This window comes from Micromonospora sp. NPDC004704 (assembly GCF_053601675.1).
In genome coordinates, this window is record NZ_JBSGCD010000006.1 from 163,159 (window position 1) to 189,359 (window position 26,201).

19 protein-coding genes are annotated in these 26,201 nt (G+C 70.9%); 6 read left to right on the forward strand and 13 right to left on the reverse strand.

Annotated features, from left to right (window positions below):
• Positions 1 to 67 precede the first annotated feature (67 nt).
• Positions 68 to 1,534: an SDR family NAD(P)-dependent oxidoreductase gene (locus tag ACWEFB_RS10600; protein WP_452284299.1), complete on the forward strand. Its 1,467-nt coding sequence runs from the start codon at positions 68 to 70 to the stop codon at positions 1,532 to 1,534.
• 106 nt (positions 1,535 to 1,640) lie between these two features.
• Here the strand turns inward: ACWEFB_RS10600 and ACWEFB_RS10605 are convergent, their stop codons facing one another.
• The 8 genes from ACWEFB_RS10605 to ACWEFB_RS10640 all read right to left on the reverse strand — a co-directional run bounded on the left by ACWEFB_RS10605 (position 1,641) and on the right by ACWEFB_RS10640 (position 12,029).
• Positions 1,641 to 1,892 (reverse strand): hypothetical protein, encoded by a 252-nt coding sequence (locus tag ACWEFB_RS10605; RefSeq protein ID WP_326557905.1) that lies wholly within the window; start codon positions 1,890 to 1,892, stop codon positions 1,641 to 1,643.
• A gap of 91 nt (positions 1,893 to 1,983) precedes the next feature.
• Positions 1,984 to 2,409 (reverse strand): hypothetical protein, encoded by a 426-nt coding sequence (locus ACWEFB_RS10610; protein ID WP_452284301.1) that lies wholly within the window; start codon positions 2,407 to 2,409, stop codon positions 1,984 to 1,986.
• 51 nt (positions 2,410 to 2,460) lie between these two features.
• Entirely contained in the window at positions 2,461 to 3,231 is a 771-nt protein-coding gene (locus ACWEFB_RS10615; protein WP_452284303.1) for a DUF427 domain-containing protein, read from the reverse strand.
• 141 nt (positions 3,232 to 3,372) lie between these two features.
• Complete coding sequence (locus tag ACWEFB_RS10620) at positions 3,373 to 6,156, reverse strand: discoidin domain-containing protein (protein ID WP_452284305.1); 2,784 nt, start codon at positions 6,154 to 6,156, stop codon at positions 3,373 to 3,375.
• A 79-nt stretch (positions 6,157 to 6,235) separates the two neighbouring features.
• Positions 6,236 to 8,935, reverse strand: coding sequence for a hypothetical protein (locus ACWEFB_RS10625; RefSeq protein ID WP_452284307.1), 2,700 nt, complete (start codon positions 8,933 to 8,935; stop codon positions 6,236 to 6,238).
• On the reverse strand, positions 8,932 to 9,768 hold the full coding sequence (locus ACWEFB_RS10630; protein ID WP_452284309.1) for a carbohydrate ABC transporter permease: 837 nt from the start codon (positions 9,766 to 9,768) through the stop codon (positions 8,932 to 8,934). The genes ACWEFB_RS10625 and ACWEFB_RS10630 overlap by 4 nt, the downstream gene beginning before the upstream one ends.
• A complete protein-coding gene (locus tag ACWEFB_RS10635; RefSeq protein ID WP_452284311.1) occupies positions 9,765 to 10,673 on the reverse strand; it encodes a carbohydrate ABC transporter permease in 909 nt (302 codons plus the stop codon). The genes ACWEFB_RS10630 and ACWEFB_RS10635 overlap by 4 nt, the downstream gene beginning before the upstream one ends.
• An 87-nt stretch (positions 10,674 to 10,760) precedes the next feature.
• Complete coding sequence (locus ACWEFB_RS10640) at positions 10,761 to 12,029, reverse strand: ABC transporter substrate-binding protein (RefSeq protein ID WP_452284313.1); 1,269 nt, start codon at positions 12,027 to 12,029, stop codon at positions 10,761 to 10,763.
• Positions 12,030 to 12,234: 205 nt separating this feature from the next.
• Between ACWEFB_RS10640 and ACWEFB_RS10645 the strand changes: the two genes are divergently transcribed.
• Positions 12,235 to 13,263 (forward strand): LacI family DNA-binding transcriptional regulator, encoded by a 1,029-nt coding sequence (locus ACWEFB_RS10645; RefSeq protein WP_452284315.1) that lies wholly within the window; start codon positions 12,235 to 12,237, stop codon positions 13,261 to 13,263.
• Positions 13,264 to 13,508: 245 nt separating this feature from the next.
• Entirely contained in the window at positions 13,509 to 15,182 is a 1,674-nt protein-coding gene (locus ACWEFB_RS10650; protein WP_452284317.1) for a CocE/NonD family hydrolase, read from the forward strand.
• Positions 15,183 to 15,251: 69 nt separating this feature from the next.
• Here the strand turns inward: ACWEFB_RS10650 and ACWEFB_RS10655 are convergent, their stop codons facing one another.
• Positions 15,252 to 16,454 (reverse strand): monooxygenase, encoded by a 1,203-nt coding sequence (locus ACWEFB_RS10655; RefSeq protein ID WP_452284319.1) that lies wholly within the window; start codon positions 16,452 to 16,454, stop codon positions 15,252 to 15,254.
• 193 nt (positions 16,455 to 16,647) lie between these two features.
• Positions 16,648 to 17,958, reverse strand: a complete 1,311-nt coding sequence (locus ACWEFB_RS10660) for a D-arabinono-1,4-lactone oxidase (protein WP_452284321.1) — start codon at positions 17,956 to 17,958, stop codon at positions 16,648 to 16,650.
• A gap of 250 nt (positions 17,959 to 18,208) precedes the next feature.
• Between ACWEFB_RS10660 and ACWEFB_RS10665 the strand changes: the two genes are divergently transcribed.
• From ACWEFB_RS10665 to ACWEFB_RS10675, 3 genes are all read left to right on the forward strand, one after another.
• The gene (locus ACWEFB_RS10665; protein ID WP_326557917.1) at positions 18,209 to 18,772 is read left to right on the forward strand and encodes a general stress protein; all 564 of its coding nucleotides are present in this window, start codon (positions 18,209 to 18,211) and stop codon (positions 18,770 to 18,772) included.
• A gap of 230 nt (positions 18,773 to 19,002) precedes the next feature.
• Positions 19,003 to 20,193, forward strand: a complete 1,191-nt coding sequence (locus tag ACWEFB_RS10670) for a glycosyltransferase family 4 protein (RefSeq protein WP_452284323.1) — start codon at positions 19,003 to 19,005, stop codon at positions 20,191 to 20,193.
• A gap of 69 nt (positions 20,194 to 20,262) precedes the next feature.
• Positions 20,263 to 21,126, forward strand: a complete 864-nt coding sequence (locus tag ACWEFB_RS10675; RefSeq protein ID WP_452284325.1) for a TylF/MycF family methyltransferase — start codon at positions 20,263 to 20,265, stop codon at positions 21,124 to 21,126.
• A gap of 112 nt (positions 21,127 to 21,238) precedes the next feature.
• Here the strand turns inward: ACWEFB_RS10675 and ACWEFB_RS10680 are convergent, their stop codons facing one another.
• Genes ACWEFB_RS10680 through ACWEFB_RS10690 form a run of 3 tightly spaced genes read right to left on the reverse strand, consistent with a single transcriptional unit; the run spans position 21,239 to position 26,126 of the window.
• Positions 21,239 to 21,499 (reverse strand): phosphopantetheine-binding protein, encoded by a 261-nt coding sequence (locus tag ACWEFB_RS10680; protein ID WP_452284327.1) that lies wholly within the window; start codon positions 21,497 to 21,499, stop codon positions 21,239 to 21,241.
• Positions 21,496 to 24,582, reverse strand: coding sequence for a non-ribosomal peptide synthetase (locus ACWEFB_RS10685; RefSeq protein ID WP_452284329.1), 3,087 nt, complete (start codon positions 24,580 to 24,582; stop codon positions 21,496 to 21,498). The genes ACWEFB_RS10680 and ACWEFB_RS10685 overlap by 4 nt, the downstream gene beginning before the upstream one ends.
• A complete protein-coding gene (locus ACWEFB_RS10690; RefSeq protein WP_452284331.1) occupies positions 24,579 to 26,126 on the reverse strand; it encodes an AMP-binding protein in 1,548 nt (515 codons plus the stop codon). The genes ACWEFB_RS10685 and ACWEFB_RS10690 overlap by 4 nt, the downstream gene beginning before the upstream one ends.
• Between the last annotated feature and the right edge of the window lie 75 nt (positions 26,127 to 26,201).

Genomic DNA, 26,201 nt, shown 5'->3' on the forward strand with positions numbered 1-26,201 from the left:
GGGCCGGGTCCGCGTAGAGTTCCGGGATCATCGGTGAAACATCCAAGGTACGGAGCGGTAGCGCGGCATGACGGTAAGTGAGCAGAGTGGGGTCGGTGTGGCACCGACGGGGATCGATCCGACGGATCTGGAGACCTGCCTGCGTGTGCTCGCCGAGGTGGACACCCTGCCGGTGGATCATCCGGACGCGCTGCGGGTACGGCTGGCCACCGCGAAGATCTTCAAGAGCGTGAAGGAACGCCGCCGCAAGGAGCGCCAGCAAGCGGTCACCGAGGCCGACCGGGCGGTCACGGCCGCCACCGCCACCGGGGCGCCCGGACGCATCGACGACGAGACCAAGGGTCTGCCGCTGGTGTCGGCGACCACGGACGCGCCGTTGGCCGGAACCCTGCAGCGGCCCAGGGCCTGCTACATCTGCAAGGAGCGCTACCGCGAGGTGGACGCGTTCTACCACCAGCTCTGCCCATCCTGCGCGGCGACGAACCGCAGTCGGCGCGACGCGCGTACCGACCTGACCGGGCGGCGGGCGCTGCTCACCGGCGGCCGGGCCAAGATCGGCATGTACATCGCGCTGCGGCTGCTCCGCGACGGTGCCCACACCACCATCACCACCCGGTTCCCGAACGACGCGGTCCGCCGGTTCTCCGCCATGCCGGACAGCGACCAGTGGCTGCACCGGCTCCGGATCGTCGGGATCGACCTGCGTGACCCCGCGCAGGTGGTGGCGCTGGCCGACTCGGTCGCCGCCCAGGGCACGCTGGACATCCTGATCAACAACGCCGCGCAGACGGTCCGTCGCTCACCCGGCTCGTACGCGCACCTGGTCGCCGCCGAGTCGGCACCGCTGCCGTCCGGGCCGCTGCCGGAACTGGTCACCTTCGGCCACCACGGGATCGGCGCCGCCGCGCTGACGGCCGCGCTTCCGCAGCAGCGCCATGCGCTCGCCCCGCACGAGTTGACCGCGCTCGCGCTGACCAGCGGTTCCGCCTCGCTGGACCGGGTCGCCGCCTCGACCGCGATCGACGCGGGCGGTCTCGCACCCGACCTTGATGCGGAGAACAGTTGGTCCCGGCGGGTGCACGAGGTCGACGCGGTCGAGCTGCTGGAGGTGCAACTCTGCAACGTCACTGCGCCGTTCGTGCTGGTCAGCCGGCTGCGCCCGGTGATGGCCGCGGCACCCGCCCGTCGCAAGTACGTGGTGAACGTGTCGGCGATGGAGGGGCAGTTCGGTCGCGGCTACAAGGGTGCCGGCCACCCGCACACCAACATGGCCAAGGCCGCGTTGAACATGTTGACCCGTACCAGCGCGGCCGACATGCTCACCGAGGGCATCCTGATGACCAGCGTGGACACCGGCTGGATCACCGACGAACGCCCCCACCCGGTCAAGGCCCGCCTGCACGACGAGGGCTTCCACGCCCCCCTGGACCTGGTCGACGGCGCCGCCCGAGTCTACGACCCCATCGTCCGCGGCGAACTGGGCGAAGACCTCCACGGCTGCTTCCTCAAGGACTACACCCCCTCAGCCTGGTAACCCCGCCCCGGACCATCGCACTGATGTAGAGAAAGAGTGGCTACCCGTCGTGGGATAGCCACTCTTTCTCTACAAGAGGGGTTTTGCTACGAGCGAGGGGTGGGGGTCAGGGGAGGGGGCGCTTGAGGTGGTAGCGGTGCACCTCGAACGTGCTCTCCTGGTTGTTGATGTCCTCGGCCGCCGAGACCAGCTCCCACCCCTGCGCGCCAACCCGGTTCAGGTGCGAGATCGCGGTGTCGCCGAAGGCGGACACGTCCTGTCTGGAGCCGTCCGGGCCGTACCAGATGTAGGTCAGATCCAACCTCCGGCCCTCGCCCACCCGACGCCGGACCAGCAACGCGTACTCCCATTTGACCATCCGTCCATTATGGCCGGTATCCGGCGGGTGATCGCCAGCCCCATGGCGGTAGGGTCGGGCCTCCGACAATCCCCGCCCGATGTGTCGGTCTTTATCGGTATGAACCACCAGGTCGATCGGGGTGCAGCCAGGGACGGAGGCGCGATGCCCCGGCCACCAGGGCAAGCGCGAGTACGGTGATCACGGCCTGCCCGATCCGCCCCGGCGCCACTCCCGGGGCCGGATCGAGCACGTAGTTGGCGTACCCGTTCGCGGCGGCGTCGGTGACCAGCACGGCACTACCCAGCACCAGTCCGGCGGCCCGGCGGGCGGCCAGCAGGGCGGCGGCCAGCGGGTCGAAGACGGTCAACGAGACGAAGTAGACGGTCAGCCACACCGGCAGCCCCGGATACGGGTCGGTGCCCCCGGTCGCGAGCTGGAACAGGTGCGCCATCGTGCCGTACGCGAAGACCACGACGGCGGCACCGACCGCGACTCGGATCCGGCCCGGCACCCCCGACCACCGACGACCTCGCATCCCGACCAGTCTGCGTCACCGGGTCCAGCGGTCGGGTGGTGAAATGAGCGGTCAGGAGAAGTGGGTCTTCGGGCGGGGAAGCCGCTCGCCGTCGACGACCACGTCCACCTTCTCGTTGTAGAAGGCGATCAGCCCGGCGATCGGGATCAGTTGCCGGGTCGGGAAGTCGTACGCCCACGCCAGGTCGGGGTGGACCGTGTCGCCCACCCGGACCGACCAGTAACCGCTGGTCCTGCCCTTGTACGGGCACTGGGTGACGGTGTCGGTCGGCACCAGGTGGTCGAAGTCCACCTCGGTCCGGTTGAGGTAGTAGCGGGTCGGCAGGCCGGTCTCGAAGACCAGCACCGGCGACGACGACTCGGCCAGGACCAGACCGTCGAGCTCGATCCGTACGGTTCGGGTCGACCGGAGCGCGTCGACCCGGACGTACGGGTTGCGCGGGTGGACGAAGATCTCCTCGTCCTCCTCGAACCAGGAGTCGAGGGCCTCCCAGTCGAACCGGACGGTCCCGTCCAGCCCGGCGAGGACGTCACCGGCGTAGACCCAGGCCGAGTCCGGGCGGGAGATCGAGCCGGCGCGCAGCCCGTGCCGGTGCGCGGTCCCCCGGCGCAGCCGCTCGGTCCGCTGCTCGTCGACCAGCAGCCCGTCCTGCACGTCGACTCGCGGTAGGTAGAACTGCGGATAGTACGGCCACTCCCAGACGTACAGGGCGCGGGTGGTGTCCAGGACGACCCGGCCGCTGAGCATCGCGCGTACCCGACGGGGCACCGGCTCGATGTGGTCGACCGGGACGATCATCTGCGGGAAGTCAGGCACGGGCACGGCCAGCCGATCTCGGGGCGCCGACGAATGTCCTGCTCACGATACCCGCGCGGGCGGGGTGTGGGCGGACGCTTTGGCGTACCCGGGGATGGGCCGGACCGCACCGGTACGCCCGACGACGGGGCGTACCGGTGCCGCCGGTCAGGGCGCGGTGACCCGGTACGTGGCGCCCGCCTGGGTGGCGAACGTGATCACGTTTCCGCTGACCGCGTGGCTCACCGTGCCGCCACCGACCTGGTTGACCACGATCGTCTGCCCCGGCCAGGGGTGTTGCAGCCGTACGGTCCGGCCCGCCTCACTGGTGATGTCGACGTAGGTGACCCGACCGCCCTGGAACGCGCTCGACACCACCAGCGCGTCCTTCTCCCGCAGCTTCACGAAGCTGGCGTCCCGGTTCGTCGGCCAGACCGGGAACAGCCGCAGCACCCCGCCGTCGCTCTGCAACAGCAGGTTGTTGACCGCCTCGGTCGCGCCCGCCTTCTCCAGGCCGTGCACCCCGTCCCGGATCCGCAGGTTCGCCACCATCTTGGTGTTGATCTGGTTCCTGAGCTGGTCGATCAGGCTCTGCGCCGGGTAACCGACCCGGGCCGCCTGGGTGAAGACCTTCGGGAAACTGTTGTCCTGGCCCCACGAGTTCATCGCGTTCAACGTGTTGATCGCGATCTGCCGGTCGGCGGCCGGCGAGTTGATGCCCAGGACCTCGCCGGGGTGGATGAACTCCAGGTTCACCGTGTTGTCGCCCGGCCGGATGTTGCGGGTGTCCGGCCCGGTGATCGTCCCCGGATCGGCGAGCGCGAAAACCGTCTGGCCGTTGTACGTCGTCGTCGGCGTGGCCGGCAGGCGGTCCCGGATCTGGGTCCAGGTGGCCCGGTCACCGGCGTCCACCCCGAGCGTCACGCTCGCCTCGACCAGGGAAGAGAACAGGTACTTCAGCAGCCCGATGTCCGGACTCGGGTTACGCGACCAGGTGCCCTCGTGCGGCCCGGCGTACAACCGGTACCGCTGGGTGGCCGCGTCGTACTCGAGGTAGTGGGTGAAGAACGCGGCGACCTCCTTCAGGAACGGGTACGCCTTACCGGACAGGAAGTTCCGGTCCTGGGTGTAGTCGTAGTACGCGATGAACTGCGACGCGGCGAACAGCGAGTTCGCCACCTGCTGGTGGTAGTTGTCGTCGGCGGTCGCCCCGAACGGTGCGATTCCGACCGGGAAGAGCAGCCCGCTGGGCACTCCACCGCTCGGGAACCGGCTGTTGACGTACGTCGGGTTGACCCGGCGCAGGTCCTGCTGGGCGCGGCGCCGAGCCTCCGGCACGTACGCGAGCAGCAGGTCCGTGTACGGCAGCGCGAGATCGGCCCGGTTGCTCGAATAGGTGCCGTAGAAGTTCGCCATGAAGTTGTAGTTGAGGTGCATATCGCCGTTGAACATCGGATAGTCCGTGGTGGCCCAGATCCCGTACAGGCCCGGCGCGGTCTTGCCGGCCCGGCTGGACGAGCCGAGCAGGTACTGCGAGCCGTAGTAGAACCGTTCGAGCACCTCGTCGTCGAGGTCGACGTACGACCGCAGCCAGTACTGCTTCCACCAGTCGAGGTGCTGGTTGTAGAGGGTGCCGAGGCTGGCGGCGCTCTGCCCGTCGACGAGTCCACGGGCGGCCGGGGCCGGGTCGGCCGGGTTCTGCCCGCCACCGGCGACCCCGGTCACGAGCTGGATCGTCTGGCCGGGTTGCAGGTCGAAGACCTGGGTCGCGGTGGCGCCGCTCGCCGTGGGTGCGCCGACCGGGCCGGTGCCGACCAGGCGGGTGGCCAGCGCGGCCCGGGACACCCACCGGGAACCGCTCGGGGTGGTCCGGTTGGCCCAGGTGGTGTTGCCGGTGACGCCGGCGGTGTTGGTGAAGCCGGGCTTGGCGTCCTGCGACCCGGACCAGGTCTGGGCCCGCAGTTGGGTGGCGGTCGAGCCGAGCGACTGGATCTGGGTCACCATGATGTTGTCGTTCGCGGCGGTCCAGGTCTTCATCGACACCGGTACCCCGCCGATGGTCATCGACGTGGTGATCTCCCCGGTGAGGGTGTTCTGCTCCTCCAGGAACGGCCCGGACGGTACGGGCGGCGCCGAGCCGGGTGCGTACAGCTCGAACTGACCGATCCGGGCACGCGGGTTGTTGATCGAGTCGGGCGTCGTACCCTGGGTCGGCTCGCTCAGGGTGACCCGGACGTAGCGGGCGCTGACCGCGGAGATGGTCCGGTCGGTGGTACTCGCCGTGTTGTTGGTGACGGTGTCCACCGTGGTCCACGTCGAGCCGTTGCCGACCTGGACGACGAAGTTCTTCGAGTTGTTGGCGGTCTCGTTCGGCCGGGCCGCCCCGTCGTGCCGGATCACCCAGCGGCCGATGGTCCTGGCCGAGCCGAGGTCGAGGGTGAGCGTCTGCGGCTTGCCGACGTCGGAGACCCAGCCCTCGTAGCCGGCGGCCCACTGGCCGTTCACCGCCCGGCTCGGCGGGAAGCTCGGGTGGCTGGTGGTCGCCGTGGCGGTGGCGCCGAGGGCGAGGTTGCCCGACGGCGTGGCGGTCACCGGCGCGATCGTCACCCCGCCCAGCGCCACCAGTGACGGGTTCGGGTTACCGGCCCAGAAGTTGCCCTTGGACAGGTAGAAGGTCTTGTAGCCGTCGCCGCCGCCGGAGGTGACGCCGATGTCGCCGTTGCCGAGGAGTGCGGTGTTCGGCATCGTCCGCGACACCGACTCGCTGTACGCCTGGTTGGTCCAGCGTCCCTTGACGCCGCCGAGCAACTGCTGGACCTCGGCCCACTGCTGCTCGGGGGTGGGTGGCGCCGCCTGGGCCGGGGCGGGTGCCACCACGAGCGTGCCGACGACGGTGACGAGCAGGGCTGTGGAGAGGGCCCTGCGGTACCGCTGTTGTCGTTTGCTGGTCACGGAATGTCCTTTCTGGGACGGGCGGGGGTCTTCCGTGTCCACCGGTGCCGAATGCGGAACAGCGCCGGACCGCTGGGGTCTAGGGCTGCGCGTCCGCGGGCGATCGGACCGGCGCGACGTTGAGGTTGGACAGGACGCCGACACCCGGACGGTGGCGGGTGGTGGGTACGGCATCGGTGCCGAGGTCGGCGAAGGTGGGCTCGAAGTCGAACAGGGCGGCCAGGACCGCCTCGGCGGTGGCGGCACCGGCGATCGAGTCGCGGTTGGAGACCCCGCGTTCGGCCACCCGTACCCGGATGTCGGTCGGATCCCGGTCGAGGATCTCCATCGCCTGCCCCCACAGCGCCCCGGACGCCGACTCCGGGGTCAGCCGGAGCAGTCCGATGGCGAGGTCGGGGCGACCGAGCCGGGCGAGCCCGTGCGCGGTCACCCCCGGCCAGGCGCCGAACGCCCCGCCGGCCCCGTGGTCCGGCCGGTCGGAACTCTCCGCGACCGGGTCGTCCTTGGCCAGCGCCCGCATCCAGGTCCCGGTGAGCAGGTGCCCGGTGACGAAGTCGACCATCTCCCGGCGCCGGGTCGGGCCGAGTTCGGCGTGCAGCGCCGCGGCGACCAGCCCGAAGTCGAGGCTGTGGCCGATGGTCTCGGTCCGGTCCGGGTGCCGGACCGACCACCGGCCCCCGTCGACGTACAGGTCGAGGACGGCGGCGGCGAGCGTCTGCGCCTCGCCCTGCGCCCGTGCCGCGTCGTCGGGTCGACCGCGCAACCGGTACAGGCCGGCGAGGGAACGCATCATCGTCACGTAGCCGGCGTTGAGGGAGGCGATCACGTTGATGTAGTTCGGTACGCACTCCAGCACCCGCCAGGCGTCGTCGCCGAAGTCGGCCAGCACGCCGCCGGTGGCCGTACGACGCCGGTCCCGCCAGCCGTACGCGAGCCGCTCCACATGGTCTGCGACGGTCGCCGAACCCGCCCTCTCGTCGAGGAATCCCAGGTCACCGGTGACGCAGACGTAGTGTTCGACCAGCCGGAACAGGGACAGGTCGGTGGACGCGTACTCGTTGCCCAGCGGGCCGCCCCGCCGGGTGTCGAAACCGAACGAGTCCCGGTACGGCCCGCTCAGCGCCCGCAGCAGCCACGCCCTGAGCCCGACCGGTTCGAGCAGCGCGTACATCCGGCTCCACTCGCTGTGGTCCCAGTAGAACGTGGTGGTCGGGCCGAGCCGGGGTCCGCCGGTCAGGAAGACCGGTTCGGTCGGGCTGGCGTTCAGGTTGCGCAGGTACAGCACGAGCAGGGCGCCCATGTAGTAGGCGCGGCCGAGCTGCGGGTCGTCCGCCCGGAAGGTGGGCAGGTGCCCGCTGAAGTCGCCGTTGTCGGGGGTGAACATGTTGCGCCAGTGCCGGCGCATCCCGTACTCGGTCTCGGCCATCGTCTCGTCGAAGGTCGCCGAGGCACCGCGGGCCGCCCCGGTCACCTCGGCCGGGTCGGTGCCGTAGGCGCAGACCACCCCGAGGGTGCGGGTCTCGCCGGGTGCGAGCGCCAGGGACCAGGTCGCCCGCGCACCCGCGCCGGTGACGGTCAGGTCGCCGGGCGCGGTCGGGAAGGCGTACGCCGCCCGCGCGGCCGAGTGCGCGTCTGCGGTGACCGCGACCCCGTCGGTGATGGTGGTGCTCCAGCGCCGGGACCGCGACCAGTGGTCGGTGGTGGTCGCGACCGGGGTGCCGTCGAGCAGCAGGGTGACCCGGTGGTCGGTGAGCAGAACGGAGATCCGGTGCCAGGCGCCGGCCACCAACGGGGTGTCGGCGTGCTCGACCTCGCCGGAGATGCCGAACCAGAGCCCGTCGGCGTCGATACCGAGTTGGAGCGAGTCCGGGTGGTTGCCGTGGGTGAGGATGACACCCGGCTCGGTCAGCGTGTCCGGCCGGAACTCGAAGCTCAGTACCAGGCTGTCGCGCAGTTCGAAGCCGTCCAGGTCGACCCGGGTGGTCGGCTCCAGCTCGACCGGGTCGGCGAACTCGAAGACCGTACCGCCGTCGGCCGGGCCGCAGTGCAGGTTCCGGATCCCACCACGGGCCGCGTCCCGGTGCGGGTAGACGGTGTCATCGCTGACGTGCCGGGGCAGCTCGTACTGCATCAGCATCGGCGCCCGGTCCTCGTCGCGCTGGATGCCGGGCAGGCGGGGGCGGCCGAGACGGACCCGCCGGGGGCCGGGGCCGAGCAGGTACGGCGCCCCGTCCCGGGCCGGGCGGGTGGCGTCCCGGATCCGTTCCAGGGTGATGAAGTCGTGGTAGTCGCCGTTGGTCCAGGGCACGTCGTAGAGCCAGCCCCAGCCCACCTCGGTTGCCGTGAGCAGCGCGAACAGGTCCTGGGTGACCGTGTACGTGGCTGCCGAGTCCTGCTCGTTGGTGACCTGCACCCGCCAGAGCAGCAGGTTTCGCGACAGCGCCATCCGGGCGTCGGTGCGTACGGACACCCGCTCGCCCCGGTGCTCCCGCTGAACGCCCCACGGCTTCCACCGGAAGCGCTGGGCGTCCGGCACGACGCCGTCCACCCGCAGTACCCCGGTGTGGTAGCCGAACGAGTACGGCGGCGCGGCCAGCCAGGACAGTGACGTCAGGTCGTGGTTGACGTGCCCCTGCCCCTGCTGGTTGCGCAGCGAGGGCAGGTGGGCGAGCTCGGTTGCGTCGACCCACTCGCCGGCCACCTCGTCCAGGTCCGGTACGCCCACCGGCAGCGTGCTGTCGTCCCGTACGCGACGGCTGGGTTGCGCGGTGGTGGTCACTTGGTCGACCCCGCGGTCAGGCCGGCGATGAACTGCTTCTGCACGGCCAGGTAACCCAGCACCGGGACGATCGCGGCGAGGAACATGATGCCGAACAACTGCCCGTAGTCCACGGAATACTGTCCAATCGTCAGGTACAGGCCGGTGGTGATGGTCTGACCCTGCAACGGGCCGAGAATGAAGAGCGGGTTCAGGAAGTCGTTCCAGATCCAGAGCGACGAGAAGATCGCCACCGTCGCGGTCGCCGGCCGGACCAGCGGCATCACGATCTGCCACCAGATCCGTACCCCGCCGGCCCCGTCGAGGCGGGCCGCCTGGATGACCTCCTCCGGCACCGAGCGCATGAACCCGACGTAGACGAAGACGGCGAAGGAGAGGTAACCGCCGCCGAGGTTGGACAGGATCAGGCCGGGGTAGCTGTGGTCGAGGCCGACCCAGGTGAGGATCTTGATGGTGGGCAGCAGGATCACCTGCGGCGGCACCATCAGGCCCGCGGCGAGTGCGGTCAGCACCAGCGCCCGCGCCCTGGTCCGGCGCCGGGACAGGTAGAAGCTGAAGGCGGCGGCCAGCGGGATCAGTAGCACCACCGAGCAGACGACGGTGATCAGCGAGTTGCGCAGGCCGAGCTGGATCAGGTTGTCCGGCCGGCCGAGCGCGGTGCTCAGGTTGTCGATGGTCGGCGGGATCGGCAGCGACACCGGGCTGCGCAGGATGTCCGGCTGGGCCTTGAACGCGTTGACGATCATCAGGTAGATCGGTGCGACGAAGACCAGGATGACGGCGGCGGCGACGATCACGCGTACCCGGGGTCGCAGCCGGCGGATGGCGGTCACAGGTTCACCTCTCGGCGGCGCAGCACGTTGGTCACCGACAGCGCGATCACCGCGGAGAGCAGGAGCAGCACCATCGCGACCGAGGAGGCGTACCCGAACCGGTCGGAGGTGAAGGCGAGCTGCACGATGTAGAGCGCGGTGGACTGGGTGGAGTTGGCCGGACCACCGCCGGTCAGTACGGCGATCACGTCGTAGAGCTTCAGCACGGTGATCAGCGAGATGGTGACACTGATGGTGGTTCCGGGGGCGATCATCGGCCAGATGACCCGGGTGAACCGCTGCCGGCGGTTCACCCCGTCCAGGGCGGCCATGTCGTGCAGTTCCAGCGGGATGTTCTGCAACGCGGCGAGGTAGACCACGGTGGTGAAGCCGGTGAGGATCCAGGCGACGACCACCCCGATGGAGAACAGCGCGGCGTTCGGGCTGCCCAGCCAGGCGAACGGTTCGTCGATCAGCCCGAGCCGTTGCAGGATGTGGTTGAGCAGCCCGTCCTGGGTCAGGATGGTCTGCCACACGAAGCCGACGATCACACCGGAGAGGACCTGGGGGAGGAAGGCGACCGTACGCATCACCCGGTAGCTGAGCGTGGTCCGGTTGAGCATCATGGCGAACAGCACGCCGACGGCGTTCGCCGCGACGGTCACGCCGACGGCCAGGATGAGGGTGAAGACGAGGCTGGCCCGCAGTTGGGTGTCCCCGACCGCCTCGCGGTAGTTGTCCAGGCCCACGAAGCTGCTCGTGGCCCGCAGCGGGTTCTCGTTGGTGAAGCTGCTGCGCAGGCTGAGCAGGAGCGGCAGTACGAGAAAGCACACGTACAGTCCGAAGGCGACCGCGGCTATGGCGAACAGCCCACGGTTCTCCCGGCGTACTCCGCCGCGCCTGCGTGCTCGACTCGTCCGAGTCAAGATGTCACTTCCTTAGCCCGGGTCGGGGTCCGGCGAGGAACCCCGACCCGGTTGGTCCGGTTGCCGGTGAGGGATGGTCGGGGGCGACTACTTGGTCGCGGTGTCCCAGGCCTTGTCGAGCTTGGTGAGTTCGCCCTTGACGTCGGAGCTGGTGAACAGCGCCTGGCTGGCGGCGTAGAAGTCGTTGTTGACCCCCGGCGGCAGCGCGTCGTCGTTGGTGGCCCAACTGATCGAGCTGACCTTGGTGTTCTCGTCGGTGACGTACTGGTAGGAGTCCTTGAACACCTGGGTCACGGTCACCCCGTAGTCGTCCAGGGTCTTGTCCTTGAGCATCGGGAAGGCGCCGTCACCCTCGATCAGGGCCTTGAGGTTCTTCGGGTCCAGCGACCAGGCCTGGGCGAACTTGGTGGCGCCGGGGATGTCCCTGCTCTTGGCGCTGATCGCCATCGAGCCGCCGACGGTGAACGGGATGACCAGTGAGCCGTCGTCGGTCGGCCACGGGAAGACGCCGAAGTTGTCCGCCGTCTCCTTCGGCACCGAGCCGAGGAACCAGCTTCCCATCGGGTACATGGCGGACTTGCCGCCGGTGAACCGGGTGATCGAGTCGGCGTACTTCACGCCGAGGGCGCCCTTGTCGAAGTACCCGTTGCCGACCAGGGTGCGGTACTTGTTGACCGCGGTGACGACGTTGTCGTCGGTGAACTTGACCTTGCCGGCGTACCGGTCCTGGAGCCAGTTGGGGTTCTTGCCCAGCACGTCGGCGCTGATGATGCCGACCAGCGGCATGCCGGCCGCGAACGGGTCGGCGCCGCCCAGCTCGATCGGGTTGACCCCGGCGGCCTTGAGCTTGTCGCACACGGCCAGGAACTCGGCCCAGGTCTTCGGCGGCTGCACCCCGGCCCTGGTGAAGAGTTCCTTGTTGTAGAACACCTGGGGGATGACCTGGGAGTTGGTCGGTGGGATGTAGACCTTGCCCTTGAGGGCGTTGCCCTCGGGCAGCAGGAAGTTGGCGTTCACCCAGGTCTGGTCGTACGGCTGGAGCAGGCCGGCGCCGACGAAGTTCGCCGGGGTGATCGACTGGAGCAGGTCGGGGAACTGGCCGGATGCCTGGAGCTGCTTGGCGTACGTGTCCCGGTCGGTGTTCGGCGAGGTGATCCGATTGATCTTCACGCCGGGTGCCTGCTGCTGGGCGGAGGCGATCGAGTCGTTCCAGAAGGTGGACGTGAGGCTGGGCGTCTCGAACGTCAGGTAGGTCAACGTGCTCTCGCCGCCGCCGCTGCTCTCGCTGTCGGAGCAGGCGGTGGTGAGGGCGAGCGCGCCGATGAGGCACGCCGCCAACAGGGGCTTGCGTATCAAGGAGGTCCTCCTGGCGATCATGGTGGGGGTGCTGGAGTACCAGGCTGGCTCGCGGGGCGGACCCCGGGAGGGTTCCAGGGTGGCGGGGTGGGATAACGTTATCCCGAGGATAGGAAGTTTCCGGGGCGTGTCAAGACTGTTGCTCTGATCGAAACTGAGCACGTGCGGCACCGCAGTCCGCAGGGCGAGAGGGAGAATCACGGCGATGACTGAGCGTATGGCGCAGGACACCGCCGGGCACCGCCGCCGCAAGCGGCCGACCATGCGGGACGTGGCCCGGGAGGCCGGGGTGGCACTGCGTACCGTCTCGCGGGTGGTCAACGGTGACCCGACGGTCGGTCCGCACCTGGTCAGCCGGATCCGGGCGGCCATCACCGCGCTCGACTACGAGCCCGACGAGCGGGCCCAGCAGTTGCGCCGGGGGGTCAGCGGGACCATCGGCGCGGCGGTCCGCAACCTCGCCGACGCCCACCCGGTGCTCAGTGCCGTCGACCAGGCGGCGCGGGTCGCTCAGCTCACCGTCCTGGCGATGTCGACCGAGGACGAGGAGCAGCGCGAGCGCGAGGCGGTGATGTCCATGTGCCGACGCCGGGTGGACGGCATCATCCTCGAGCCGATCAGCGTCAACCACCAGTACCTGGCCGCTGAGGTTGCGGCCGGAATGCCGCTGGTCGCGGTGGACCGGCCGACCGGTGGCCTGGCCGCCGACACCGTGCTCTCGGACAACGCCGGCGGCATCGGCCTGGCCTTCCGCCACCTGGTCCAGCACGGTCACCAGCGGATCGCCTACATCGGCGACCACGAGCGGATCTTCACCGGCCGGGAACGGGCCGCCGCCTTTCGGGCCTGTGTCACGGCGCACGGCGGCCCGCTGGACGGCATGGTCCACCCCGGCGCACTCGAACCGGCCCGGATCGCCGCCGCGCTGGAGACCGCCCTCGATGGCCCGGCGCCGGCGACCGCGCTGATCACCGGCAACGCCACCGCCACGGTGGAGGTGCTCCGGCGGCTCGGCGCCGACGCCGGCCGGCTCGCCCTGGTCGGCTTCGACGACTTCCTCCTCGCGGACCTGCTCCGCCCGGCACTCACCGTGGTCGCGCAGGACAGCGCCGCGATCGGGCGGACCGCGATAGAGCTGCTCCTGGCCCGGTCCGCCGACCCCTCCCGGCCGGTACAGAGCGTGACCGTGCCGGTGGAGTTGATCCCGCGCGGTTCCGGCGAGCTGCGCCCGTAGCCGCAACGGGGTCCCTGTCCGGGTCCGGGACCGGGTCGTAGGCTGGCCCCGTGCCCCCGCCCCGAACGCCGCAGTGCAACCTCCGCGCAACCGGTCGGCGCCGGACGGGAGGACCGTCGGACGACCGGCGGGCGATCCGATCGTGCAGGCACCTCGGAACGGGTCCTAGATAACGTTATTCCCACGGTCCGGACTCGCGCGGTCGCCGCCCGCCCCGGACCCGTACCTCCGGAAGGGACGGATCCATGGAAGGCGTCCGGATCGAGTTCGACGTAACCGCCGAGATGCGCGACGGCACCGTCCTGCGCGCCGACGTCTTCCGGCCCGCGCAGGGCGGTCCGTGGCCGGTACTGCTCGTCCGGACGCCGTACAACAAGCAGGATCCGGGCATCTTCGCCGGCCTCAACCCGCTCGCCGCCGTCCGTCGCGGTTACCTGGTGGTCATCCAGGACACCCGTGGGCGGTACCGGTCCGAGGGGGAGTGGGAGCCGCTGCGCCACGAGCAGACCGACGGGTACGACTCCGTACGCTGGGCCGCGACCCTGCCCGGCGCGAACGGCCTCGTCGGCATGTACGGCCCCAGTTACCTGGGCAACGCCCAGTGGATGGCGGCGGCCGGAAAGCCACCGGAGCTGACCGCCATCGCACCCGCCTTCACCTGGTCGGAGCCCTTCGACGGGCTGTTCGGCCGGGGCGGGGCGATCGAACTCGGTCTCGGCGGCAACTGGTCGCTGCAACAGGGCGCGAACCAGCTCGGCCGCCGGTTCCGCGACGCTCCCGGTGAACGTGACCGACGACTGGTCGCCCTGGTGGCCGAGCTCGACTCGCTGGCCGACGGCGGATACTGGGAACTGCCCGCCGACGCGTTCCCGGCCTTCGCCCGGCACGAGGTCCCCGACCTGGGCTACCAGCGGGCACTGTCCGACCCGGAAGCGGTGGCCTCCTGCCGGGTGTCCGACAAGTACGACCAGATCGACCTGCCAACCCTCAACATCGGTGGCTGGTACGACGTCTTCCTCCAGGGCACCCTGGACAACTACGCCGCGATGGCCGCCGCCGGTCGGCCCGCCCGGTTGGTCGTCGGACCGTGGTCGCACCGCAGTCAGGGCGGCCACCAGCAGGGCGAGGTCAACTTCGGGCTGGCCGCCAACGAGCGCAGCCTCGACCTGCGGACCACCCTGACCGACCTGCAGCTCGACTGGTTCGACCGGTGGCTGCGGCCGGACCGCCCGGTCGGACCGGGTCAGCCGGTGCGGCTGTTCATCACCGGCGTCAACCGGTGGCGGGACGAGCCGCAGTGGCCGTTGGCCCGAGCGGTGGACACGCCCCTGTACCTCGGCCCGGACGGGACCCTTCGCGACGAACCGTCCGGACCGGAGACCGCGCCGGACACGTTCCGGTACGACCCCGCCGACCCGGTCCGTACGCACGGCGGTCAGATCCTGATGGCCGGCGAGTATCCGCCCGGCCCGTTCGACCAGGACCGGATCGAGCGCCGGGCGGATGTGCTGGTCTACACCGGCGCTCCGCTCACCGACGACCTGGAGGTGACCGGGCGGATCCGGATGGCGCTGGTCGCCGGGTCGACCGCTCCGGGGACCGACTGGGTGGCCCGGCTCTGCGACGTCGACCCGGACGGCGTCTCCCGCAACCTCACCGACGGGATAGTCCGGGTTCGCGCCGAGCCGGGGGAGCCGGGGGAACACGAGATCGACCTGTGGTCGATCGGGCACGTCTTCCGCCGTGGGCACCGGGTGCGGGTCCAGGTGACGTCGAGCAACTTCCCGCGCTGGGACCGCAACCTGAACAACGGCGGGACCGGAACGGCGATGATGGTCGCGGACCAGACCGTCTACCACGACGCGACCCGACCGTCCCGGATCATCCTGCCGGTGGTACCGCCGGCGGACCCTTGCTGAGTGCCGAGCCCGTGCCCGAGCCGGGTGCAGCCGACTCGGGCACGGTGATCTACGGGGTGGACGGGATGACTAGACGGGCCGGGACGTGACGATGATCCCGATGCACATCTCGTCGCTGGTGCCCTCGCCCCAGACCACGTAACGCGGCGGCAGGGGCTGCAACTGGGGTATCTGGCGCCGGAGGGTCGCGTCGTGGGTACAGGTCACCCGGTACCTGTCGCCCGCCTTGACGGCCACCGGGGCGACCAGTGGCTGGATCGCCTGCGAGTCGAAGTCGTACGCGGGAATGTCGAGCAACGTACGCGCCTGCGGGGTGTCCGGGTTCAGCTCCACCTTGATCGACCGTCCGAGCAGGTGCATGTGCCCGGCGAGGGCGTACAGGGTGGCGGGTTTGCGGATTTCCTGGTCGCAGTGCTGGGTGGTCCCGGCGACCGGAGCCCGCCCCCCGTTGCAGTACGTGTTGAGCTCGTCGACCGCCGCCCCGGCGGCGTCACCGAACCGGGACCTGACGTCGGCTACGGCGGCCTGCCGTTCGCAGAGCGGCCCGGACTCGCCGTCGGCGCACGGCAGCTCGACCGGTGCCGAGATCACGTCGGTGGTCAGCGACACGAAGTTGGCTCCGCCGTCGGTGAGCCGCAGCCGGATCCCGGACCGGTCGGAGCCGACCGCACCGGCCTGCGCACCGAGCAGGTTGTAGTGGACCTGCATGACGAGTTGGCTGCCGGGTGTCATCGGATAACCGAGGTCGGGCGCGAGCAGCGTCTCGTTCGCGCCGGGCGCCCAGTGGGCCACCCAGGCCAGGTCGTCTCCGATGCCGCTGTTGCCGAAGCAGGTCCAGCCCTCGCCCGGCGTACTGTCGTCCAGTTCCCGGGCCTCCTTCGCGCTCTGCTGGCCGACCCGGAAGAAGATCGCGTGGTGGACGAGTTCGGTGTTCTGGGGCAGGAACTGGCTGCCGGTCAGGAAGGCCGGGTTGGTCAGCCCCGGATCGACCAGGAAACACCGGTACTCGTCGGTGCCGCCGTTGGGGGCCGCGGGCGTGTACGGCCGGGGCATGGACAGGTTGACGAAGCGCTCCCCGTCGCGCAGCGGTGCCGCCGCCGGTGGGTCGAAGCGGCTGTCGTGCCCACCGTGTCCGGCGCCGCTGGGCGAGGGCTTTCCGGCGCCGGATTCGCCGGGCCCGGGACTCAGCGAACAGGACGTGATCAGCAGGAGTACGGCACCGAGTAGGGCGGCTGTGCCGAGGGAGCGCTGGACAGGTCGGACGATTTCCATGGCTGCCTCCGGCCGGGCTGGGGAATCCGTTCAAACGGATCAGGCACCACCCGCTGTGAGCGGGCTATGTCGCTCTGTGACCGGGCGCCAGCGTACCGGGCGGACATTAAGGGAATCTCCGGCGACACTTTCGATGTCGTACATCGGACAAAGCAGCGGATAAAAGCGAGTTTTTCCCATGTATTGATCGGTGTCACCGTTGCGACGGGAAGTACCGGTCCGTCAGTGCGTTGTGGAACGTGCCGGTGGGGTCCAAACGGTCGCGCAGCCGGCGGAAGTCGTCCCAGCGCTCGTAGAGGTCCCGCACCACCTCGGGCTCGGTGCCGAAGAGCTTGCCCCAGTGCGGTCGCGCCCCGTACGGCGCCAGCACCTCTTCGATCGCCGCCAGCACCGGGGTCACCGCCGGGGTGTCCTTGACCCAGGTGAAGTGGATGGCCACACTCTCCCGCCGGTAGCTCGGGCTCAGCCACAGGTCGTCGGCGGCGATCGTACGGATCTCCGAGATCTGCAGCACCGGTGCGATCAGGTGCCGGATCGTGGCCAGGGCGTCCAGTGCGGACCGGGCCTCGGACCGGGGCACCAGGTACTCCGACTGCAACTCCTCGCCGCTGCTCGGGGTGAACTCCAACCGGAAGTGCGGCAGCCTCGCGTGCCACGGACCCGGTACGCCGAGTTGCTCGGTGCAGTTCACCGCGGACACGCCCGGCACCGGGTGCAGGGGCTCGTCGGCCAGGGTCGCCCCGTGCCAGACCGGCGGTACGGCCGCCGCGTCGAACCCGTCGACCCGGAGCTTGCGCCAGACCTGGTTGATCCGGTCACCGGTCCAGTCGGTGAACAGGCTGACGCTGTACCCGCCGCCGAGAATCTCGTCGAAGTGCTCGCGCAGCAGCTCGCCGGGCAGGTCTCGGTAGACGTACTGGCGCAGGTCGTAGGTCGGCTCGATGGCCAGGGTCAACGCGGTGACGACGCCGAGCGAGCCCAGCCCCACCACCATGCCGGGGAAGTCGGCACCGTCGGCGTTCCGGCTGACTGTCACCAGTTCACCGTCGGCGGTGACCAGTTCCATCGCGGAGACGGCGGTGGCCAGACCACCGTTGTGCTCACCCGAACCGTGGGTCCCGGTGGCGCAGGCGCCGGCGACCGAGATGTGCGGCAGCGAACCGAGGTTGTGCAGGGCGTAGCCCTCGGCGTACAGGCGGGCGGCCAGCTCGCCGTAACGCATCCCGGCGCTGACCGTGACGGTCCGGCGCTCCGGATCGATCTCCGCCCGCTCCGGCAGACCGGCGACCGAGACGAGATCCCCCGGGGTGTCCGCGATCCGGTTGAACGAGTGGGCGGTGCCGAGGGCGCGTACCCGCTCGCTGCCGGCGACGATCCGCCGCAGTTCGGTCACCGAGGACGGGTGGTGGAACCGCCGGGCGCCGAACGTGATGTTGCCGGCCCAGTTGGTCCGGGGTCCGCTCGCGGGGTCTGGCGTCGGTGCGGCTGTCGGTGCGGGCGTCATCGGCGGTCCTGTCTGCGCGCGGTGGACCGGCCCCGCCGAGGTGGAGCCGGCGTGTGCCGCCAGGGGGCGCGGCGGCACACCGTACCAAGATTGCCCCGTGGACAGGTGCGCGCCAACCTGGTCGGTGACACGATCACCGGGCGGATCGGATGGCCGGGGCGAGACCGGCACATCCGGGGGCGCCGGCCACACCGCCGGTGCCGGGAAACCGTGTACGACCCTGATCGGCATCCCTCGAAAGAAGGCAATGATGACCACACCCTCGACTCCCGGAGCCGGCGACCTGCCACCCGGACCCACCGGCAAGCCGGTGCTCCCCGCGGCCGGCGGTGCCGTACCCGAGTTGGCGCCGCCCACGGTGACCGTGGCGACGTACCCCGACTACGCCTCGGCCCAGCGCGCCGTCGACTACCTGTCCGACAGCGGGTTCCCGGTCCAGCACACCGCGATCGTCGGCACCGGCCTGCGGCTGGTGGAGAACGTCATCGGCCGGCTGACCACCGGCCGCGCGGCATCGGCCGGTGCGGCCAGCGGCGCCTGGTTCGGTCTGTTCATCGGGCTGCTGTTCGGCATCTTCAGCAGTTCGGGCTGGCTCGGTGTGCTGATCGCCTCGGTGGTCATCGGCGCGGTCTGGGGCGCGATCTTCGGCGCGAGCGCGCACGCCATGACCCGTGGCCGGCGTGACTTCACCTCGCGCAGTTCACTCCAGGCCGAGCAGTACGGAATCGCGGTCGACGCGGAGCACGCCGAGGAGGCCCGTCAGCTCATCGTCCGGCTGAACTGGCGTTCCAGCGAGTCCGGCTCGGCCGGCTAGCCCGCTCCACCCGTACGCCCGACACACCGGGGCCGCGCGACCGTTCCGGTCGCGCGGCCCCTTCGTGTTCCGGCCCCGGTCTGCCCGGCCGGACCGCTCCCCGACTCGGATCCGCGAGCCCAAATTGTCGTGTTGCGTGGTTTTCGGCGTGTCAGGTGGTTCATAGTGATTTGGGAAATATCGGGAGCGCCCTGACCGCCACCTCCGAGCATTTCGAAAGGCAACCCACCATGCACGTCCTGATGACGGCGGCGGGCAGACGTACCGAGCACTGGACCGAACTGTTCGCCGCGCTCTGTGACCGGCCCGAGGTCACGCTCACGGTGCTCGCGGCCGACGTCTCGGCGTCGACCCACCGGCGCCTGGACCGGTTGGCCCGGTTACGACCGAACCTGCGCTACCACCTGGTGTCGCACCTGCTGGGCGAGCACCGGACCGGGCACCTGGCATCGGGGCTGTTCCGACCGGGAACCGGCCGGCGGCTCGGCGGCCGGCACCCGGACGTCGTACACGTCATCGGGGAGGCCACGTACCTGACCACCTGGCAGGCCATCCGGATGCGGCAGCGACACTGGCCCACCGCACCGCTCACCCTGTACGCGGCGCAGAACGTCGTGACGCGGTTCCCGGTGCCGCTCCCGCGACTCGAACGGCAGGCGTACGACAGCATCGACCACGCCTTCCCGATCACTCCGGCGGCGCTCGGGGTGCTGCGCGCCAGGGGATACCGGGGGCCGGCGACGATCGTCCCGCTCGGGGTCGACACCGCCCTGTTCCGGCCCCGTCCGGCGGCCCGCCCGCAGGCGCGACGCTTCACCGTGGGTTTTGTCGGCCGGCTGGAGCCGTACAAGGGCGTGCACGACCTGCTCCGGGCCGTGGATCTGCTCGACTGCGACCTGCTGGCGGTCGGCGGCGGCAGCCTGTATCCGGAGATCGAGCGGACCGCCGCCCGTCGACCGGGCCGGATCAGCCTCGCCGGCTGGACCGACCACGCCGACCTGCCGGAACTGCTGTCCCGGATGGACGTGCTGGTCCTGCCCTCGATCGAGGTGATCCGGCGCGGCCCGCTGCGGTGGACCGGTGTCCCGCAGCGGGAGCAGTTCGGCCGGGTGCTGCTGGAGGCGATGGCGTGCGGCGTACCGGTCGTCGGCAGCGAGGTGGGCGAGATCCCGTACGTGATCGGCTCGGCCGGTCTGACCTATCCCGCCGGTGACGTGGTGGCCCTGGCCGACCGGCTCGCCGCGCTGCGTGACCATCCCGACCTCGCCCGACAGTTGGCCGGCCGGGGGTTACGCCGGGCCACCGACGAGTTCAGTTGGGCGGGGACCGCCGACGGCATGTACCGCGTCTGGCAGGAGTTGACCGGCGCCGGGCGGCAGTTGGCCACCGCCCGAGGACCCGACCTGCCCACCGGGCCGTGACCACCCGGCGGGTGGCGACCGCCGCGCGACAACCAGTACCGCAGAAGACATCTCAGCGAAGGAACGACGATGACCGATTCCCTGTCCCCGGCGCAGGTCGCCGAGCCGACCACCGACGATCCCCGTCAGCTCTACCTCGACCTGCTCAAGAAGACCCTGACCCGGTACGCCTTCGGGGAGACCTGGACCCCGTTCCAGCCCCGCCGCCGGTCGTTGCGCGGCGCGGTGTACCGCCGCGGCCAGCGGTTGCTGCACCAGCGGGGGATGGAACTGGTGCTCCGCTTCCCGTTCGACGCGCAGGCGCGCGAGGTCGGCCGGGACTGCCCGCCGGACGCGGAGACCATGATCGGCCTGCACCGGCTGGACAACCTGGAGCACTGCGTACGGGACGTGCTCGAACGCGGCGTGCCCGGTGACCTGATCGAGACCGGGGTGTGGCGTGGCGGCGCCTGCATCTTCATGCGCGCCATGCTCAAGGCGTACGGGGACCACGACCGTACGGTCTGGGTCGCGGACTCGTTCCGTGGCCTGCCCAAACCCGACCCGCGCCGGGTCGAGGACGTCGAGGACGCACTGTGGAGCGTGCCCGTCCTGGCGGTGTCGATGGACCAGGTCAAGGGCAACTTCAGCCGGTACGGACTGCTCGACGACCAGGTCGGCTTCCTGCCCGGATGGTTCAAGGACACCCTGCCGACGGCACCCCTCGACCGGATCTCGGTGATGCGCCTCGACGGTGACCTCTACGAGTCCACCGAGGTGGCGTTGCGGTCGCTCTACCCGAAGCTCTCCGTCGGCGGGTACGTCATCATCGACGACTACCACGCCGTACGCGGCTGCCGCCAGGCCGTCGACGACTTCCGCGCCGAGTTCGGCATCACCGACGAACTCCGCCAGGTCGACTGGACCTGCCGCTACTGGCAACGCACCCACTGACCACCCCACCCCCACCCCCGCCCCGCCCCACCCCCGCCCCACCCGCCCCACCCCCACCCCGTCGATCTAGGGCAAATACGTGTGGTCAGAGATCAACAAGCGCGTATTTGCCCTAGATCGACGAGCGGGGCGGGGTGAGTTGGGCGGCGAGGTCGTCGAGGGTGTTGAGGGCTCGGCCGGTGCCGGAGAGGTCCAGCTCGACGTCGTACTCGGTTTCGATCGCGTCGATGAGGCGGAGCAGGCCCAGCGAGTCCACGCCCAGCGCGACCAGGGAGGCGCCGCTGACCAGCACGTCCTCGGTCCCGACCGCCCCGTCCGTGACCTCGTGGATCAGCTCGGCCAGCCGTCGGCGCAACCCGTCGTCCCCGGTCATCGTGGCGCTCCCGAACGTCGTACGAACTCGGCGATCTCCCCGATCGTCGGGGTGTCGAAAAATACGTCCAGCGGTACCTCCACGCCCAGGTGCTGGTGGATCCGGCCGCTGATCCGGGTGATCGTGAGCGAGTGACCGCCGAGGTCGAACAGGTCCTCGTCCAGACCGATCTCACCGATCTGGAGCACGTCCTGCCAGATCACCCGGATCCGCGCCACGACCTCGTCGGTGTCGCCGTCGGCCTCGGCGTCGGTCGGCGGGACCTGTGCGGTGGTGGTGCGTTCACGTGCCGGCTCGGGCAGCGCGGCCCGGTCCAGCTTCCCGTTCGGGGTGAGCGGCAACCGGTCCAGGAACACCCAGGCGTTGGGCAGCATGGCGGCGGGCAGCGTCCGCGCCAGGTGCGTACGCAGCGCGGCCGGTTCGGGTGGGGCGCCCCTGGGCACCACGTACCCGACCAGCCGTGCCTCGGTCCCGTCGGCTCCGTCACCACGCAGCAGTACGGCCGCCGCGACGACGTCCGGATGCGCCGACAGTCCCGCCTCGATCTCGCCCAGCTCGACCCGGTGCCCACGGATCTTCACCTGCTGGTCGGCCCGCCCGACGAAGTCGAGCCGACCGTCCGGCAGCCGGATGACCAGGTCACCGGTGCGGTAGAGCCGCGCCGACCCGGTCCCGAACGGGTCGGGCAGGAAACGTTCGTCGGTGAGGTCGGGTTGGCGCAGGTAGCCGTCGGCCACGCCCCGACCACCGAGGTACAGCTCGCCCGGCACGCCCACCGGCAGCGGACGCAGGTGGTTGTCGAGCACGTACGCGCGGATGTTGGGCAGCGGTCGGCCGATCGTCACCCGGTCCGGATGCTCGGGCAGTTCGGCGACGCTGGCGTAGATCGTCGCCTCGGTCGGCCCGTACCCGTTGAACAGGCGGGTGGTCCGACGCCGCAGCTCGCGGGCGAGCGGCAGCGGCAGCGCCTCGCCTCCGGCAAGCGCGACGACCGGGAACCCCGGTTCCCGGCCGAGGCCCGCCTCGAGCAGGACCCGCCACCCGGACGGGGTTGCCTGGACGTGGGTGATCTCCTGGTCGCGGATCAGCCGGCAGACGGCCGCGCCGTCGGCGGCGTGGGTGTTCGACGCGACCACCACCCGGGCGCCGGTCACCAGCGGCAGGAACACCTCGACGGCGGAGATGTCGAACGACAGCGAGGTCAGCCCGAGCCAGCGGTCGGCGGGTTCACCGCCGAGCAGGTCCCGCAGGCCGAGCAGCAGGTTCGCCAGGGCATCGTGGCGCACCGCGACGCCCTTCGGCCGACCGGTCGAGCCGGAGGTGTAGAGCACGTAGGCGACGTCGCCCGGACCGGGCAGGGGTCCGGTCTCGGGCACCGTCGGGTCGGCGGGGTCGAGGTCGTCGACGGTGAGCACCGGCAGGCGCGGATCGAGGGCGGCGGCGGCCGACGCGGTGGCGATGACCAGCGCAGGGTCCGCATCGGCGAGGATCATCGCCTGCCGGGTCGGCGGGTAGCCCGGGTCGACCGGCACGTATCCGGCGCCGCAGCGGAGCACCGCGAGCAGCGCCGCGACCGCCTGCCACGACCGGTCCAGGCAGACCGCGACCAGCGCGCCGGCGCCGATTCCCCGCCCGCGCAACACCGCGGCGAGCCGGCCGCTGGTCGCGTCGAGTTCGGCGTACGTCAGCCGCCGGTCCCCGTCGACCACCCCGACCACGTCCGGGCGTTGCCGAACCTGGGCGGCGAAGAGCGCGGGGACAACCGCGTCGGCGGGGTAGTGGCGCTCGGTGCTGTTCCACCCGTGCACCAGATCCGACAGCTCACCGGGCGGGAGCAGGGGCACGGTCGGCATCGGCCGGTCCGGGTCGTCGACCACCGCCGACAGTACGGTCCGCAGGTGCGCCCCGATCCGGTTGACCGACTCCCGGTCGATCGCGGTCGGGCTGTGCTGGAGGCTGACGGTGACCGCGTCCGGACCGTCGACGATCTGCACGTGCAGCGCGTTGCGGGCCGTGTCGTTGAACATCGTCCACTCGACCGTGGTGTCCGGAACGGCGAAGTCCGGGGCGGGGCCGCGCCGCCGGTAACCGACCGACACCGGGGTCAGCGCCGGAGCCGGGCGCAGCCCGCCGACCGTCTGCGCGAGCGGTACGTGCCGGAACCGGTACAGGTCGCGTACGCCGGTCCGGACCGCCCGCGCGTAGGCCCGGAACGTGGCCTCCGGTGCCGGCGGGTGCACCGGCAGTTCGTTGACGAAGAGCCCGACCTGCCCGGCGGTCGCGGCGGTACGGGTGGACAGCGCCACGCCGACCGGGAGGTTCGGGTTGCCGTAGCGGTCCAGCAGGGTGTGCACCGCGGCGAGCAGCAGCTCGAAGCGGGTCACGCCGATGTCGGTGGCGGCACCGTCGACCCGGGCGACGAGGTCCGGGTCGAGTGCGAATTCGACACTGGCACCGGGTTCGGCGGCGGTCGGCACCCGGTGCAGGCCGGGCAGCAGGACATCGCCGGGGGGCGACCACCGGGCGGCCCAGTGTTCGTGGGCACCGGCGAGATCGGCGGTGACCCGGTGCTGCTCGGCCGCCGCGTGCCCGACGTACGGGTCGGGGGCGGGGCCGAGGTCGACCGGCCGCCCGGCGACCGCCGCGCGGTACGCCGTCGCCAGTTCGCCGAGCAGCACGTCCTTGGACATGCCGTCGAAGACCAGGTGGTGGGCGGTGACCAGGAGGAGGTGCTCCTCCGGTGCGCCGGTCAGCAGGGTGAACCGGGCCAGCGGTCCCCGGCGCAGGTCGAACGGTCGGGTGATTTCCGCGCGGATCCGCCCGTCGGAGAGCTCGCCGGTGGTCAGCGCGAGTTTCTCCACGGCGGGGACGAGCCGGGGTACGCCCTCGGGGTCGGGTTCGACCGCCGTGCTCAGCACCTCGTGCCGGCCGATGACGGCGGTGCACGCCTCGGTCAGCGCGTGGCGGTCGAGCCCCGCCCCGAACCGGACGCCGAGCGCCAGGTGGTACGCCGTGCCGGCCACTCCGGCCTGCTCGGTGAACCAGACGGCGTGTTGGGCGTACGTCGTCGCAGCGGTGTTCACGGGCCCTCCGAGTGGTGGCGGTGCGCGGTCGTGCGGGTCTGTTCGAGTTGGCGGACCAGTTGGCGTTTGAGCACCTTGCCGGCCTCGTTGCGGGGTAGCTGGTCGAGCACCAGCAAATGGGTCGGGAGCTGGTAGTCGGCGAGTCGCGTGGTGAGGAAGGCGCGCAGCGCGGGCAGGGCGAGGTCGGCGGCCGGGGTCTGCGGATGGGGGACCACCACGGCGGCCACGGTGCTGCCGAGCACCGGGTGCGGGATGCCGACGACGGCGGTCTCCGCGATCCCGGTGTGCTCGTACAGGGCGGCTTCGATCTCCAGGGTGGAGATCTTGAACGCGCCGGACTTCACCACGTCCTCGTGCCGGTCGGCGAGGTAGAGGTAGCCCTCGGCGTCCATCCGTCCGACGTCTCCCATCCGTACCCACTCGCCGTGGAAGGTCGCCCGGCTGGCCTGCTCGTCCCGGTAGTAGGCGCGCGGGTGCCGGCACCGCAGCCAGACCTGTCCGGTGGAGCCCTCGGGCAGGGGGCGCCCCTGCTCGTCGGCGATCATCAGGGCGCCTGCGGCGGCCCGGCCGACGGCGTCCGGGCGGGACGGGTTGAAGATCATCGTGGTCTGTGCGGGCGCCGCCTCGGTCGAGGTGTAGTAGTTGACGATCACCGCGTTCGGGAACGCGGTGGCGAGCCGGGCGGCGACCGCCGGGGCCAGCGGCGCGGCCGTCGACCCGATCAACTGCACCCCGGAGGTGTCCCGCCCGCCCAGCGCACCGGAGTTGAGCAGCTCGATCGCCATCGACGGGACGACAAAAACCGTTCCGGTGCCGGGGGATCCGATCAGCCGGGCGAACCGGGCCGGGGTGAACTGCGGCAGGGTCAACGCGGTCGGCTTGGCGGTGAGCGCGTTGAACAGCATCGTCTGGGCGGCGTTGGTGCCGATCGCGAACGCGTGCAGGAACCGCTCGGAGTGCGCCAACGCCAGCCGGCGGGGATGGCTGGGTGCGGCCACGGTCAGGTTCGCGTGGGTCGCCCCGACGCCCTTCGGTCGACCGGTCGTCCCGGAGGTGTAGAGGATCTGGGCCAGGTCCCCGGGACGTACGACGGGGCCGGGGTGCGGTTGTGGTGCCGCCGTACCGACGGCGACCAGTTCGGCGACGGTGGCGACCCGTACCGGCGCTGCCGCCGGCGTCGGATCGGTACCGGGGCCGTGGATCAGGGTGGTGGCCGCGCAGTGCTCCAACGCCTGCCGTACCTGGGTGGCGGCGAGCCGGTCGGAGAGGGGAACGGCGACCCCGCCGGCACGCTGCACCCCGCAGTACGCGACCGCGAAGTCCACCCAGTCCGGCGCGCCGAAGAGCAGCCCGACCCGGTCACCGGCAACCAGTCCACGCTCCCGGAGTGCGGTGGCCACCGCACTCGCGCCCGCGTCCCATTCGGCGAAGGTGAGCGTCGCGACCTGGTGCACCTCGATCGCCACCCGGTCCGGATGCACGGCCGCCCGCCAACTCAACACCTCGGGTACGGTCCGGCCGGCGGATGCGCCGTCGTTTGTCACGCGGTGTGCCTCAATTCGACGAAGACGCCAGAGGGCCTCCCCGTGTCACGGCCGCATCGTTGGTCTGTTGGTCGG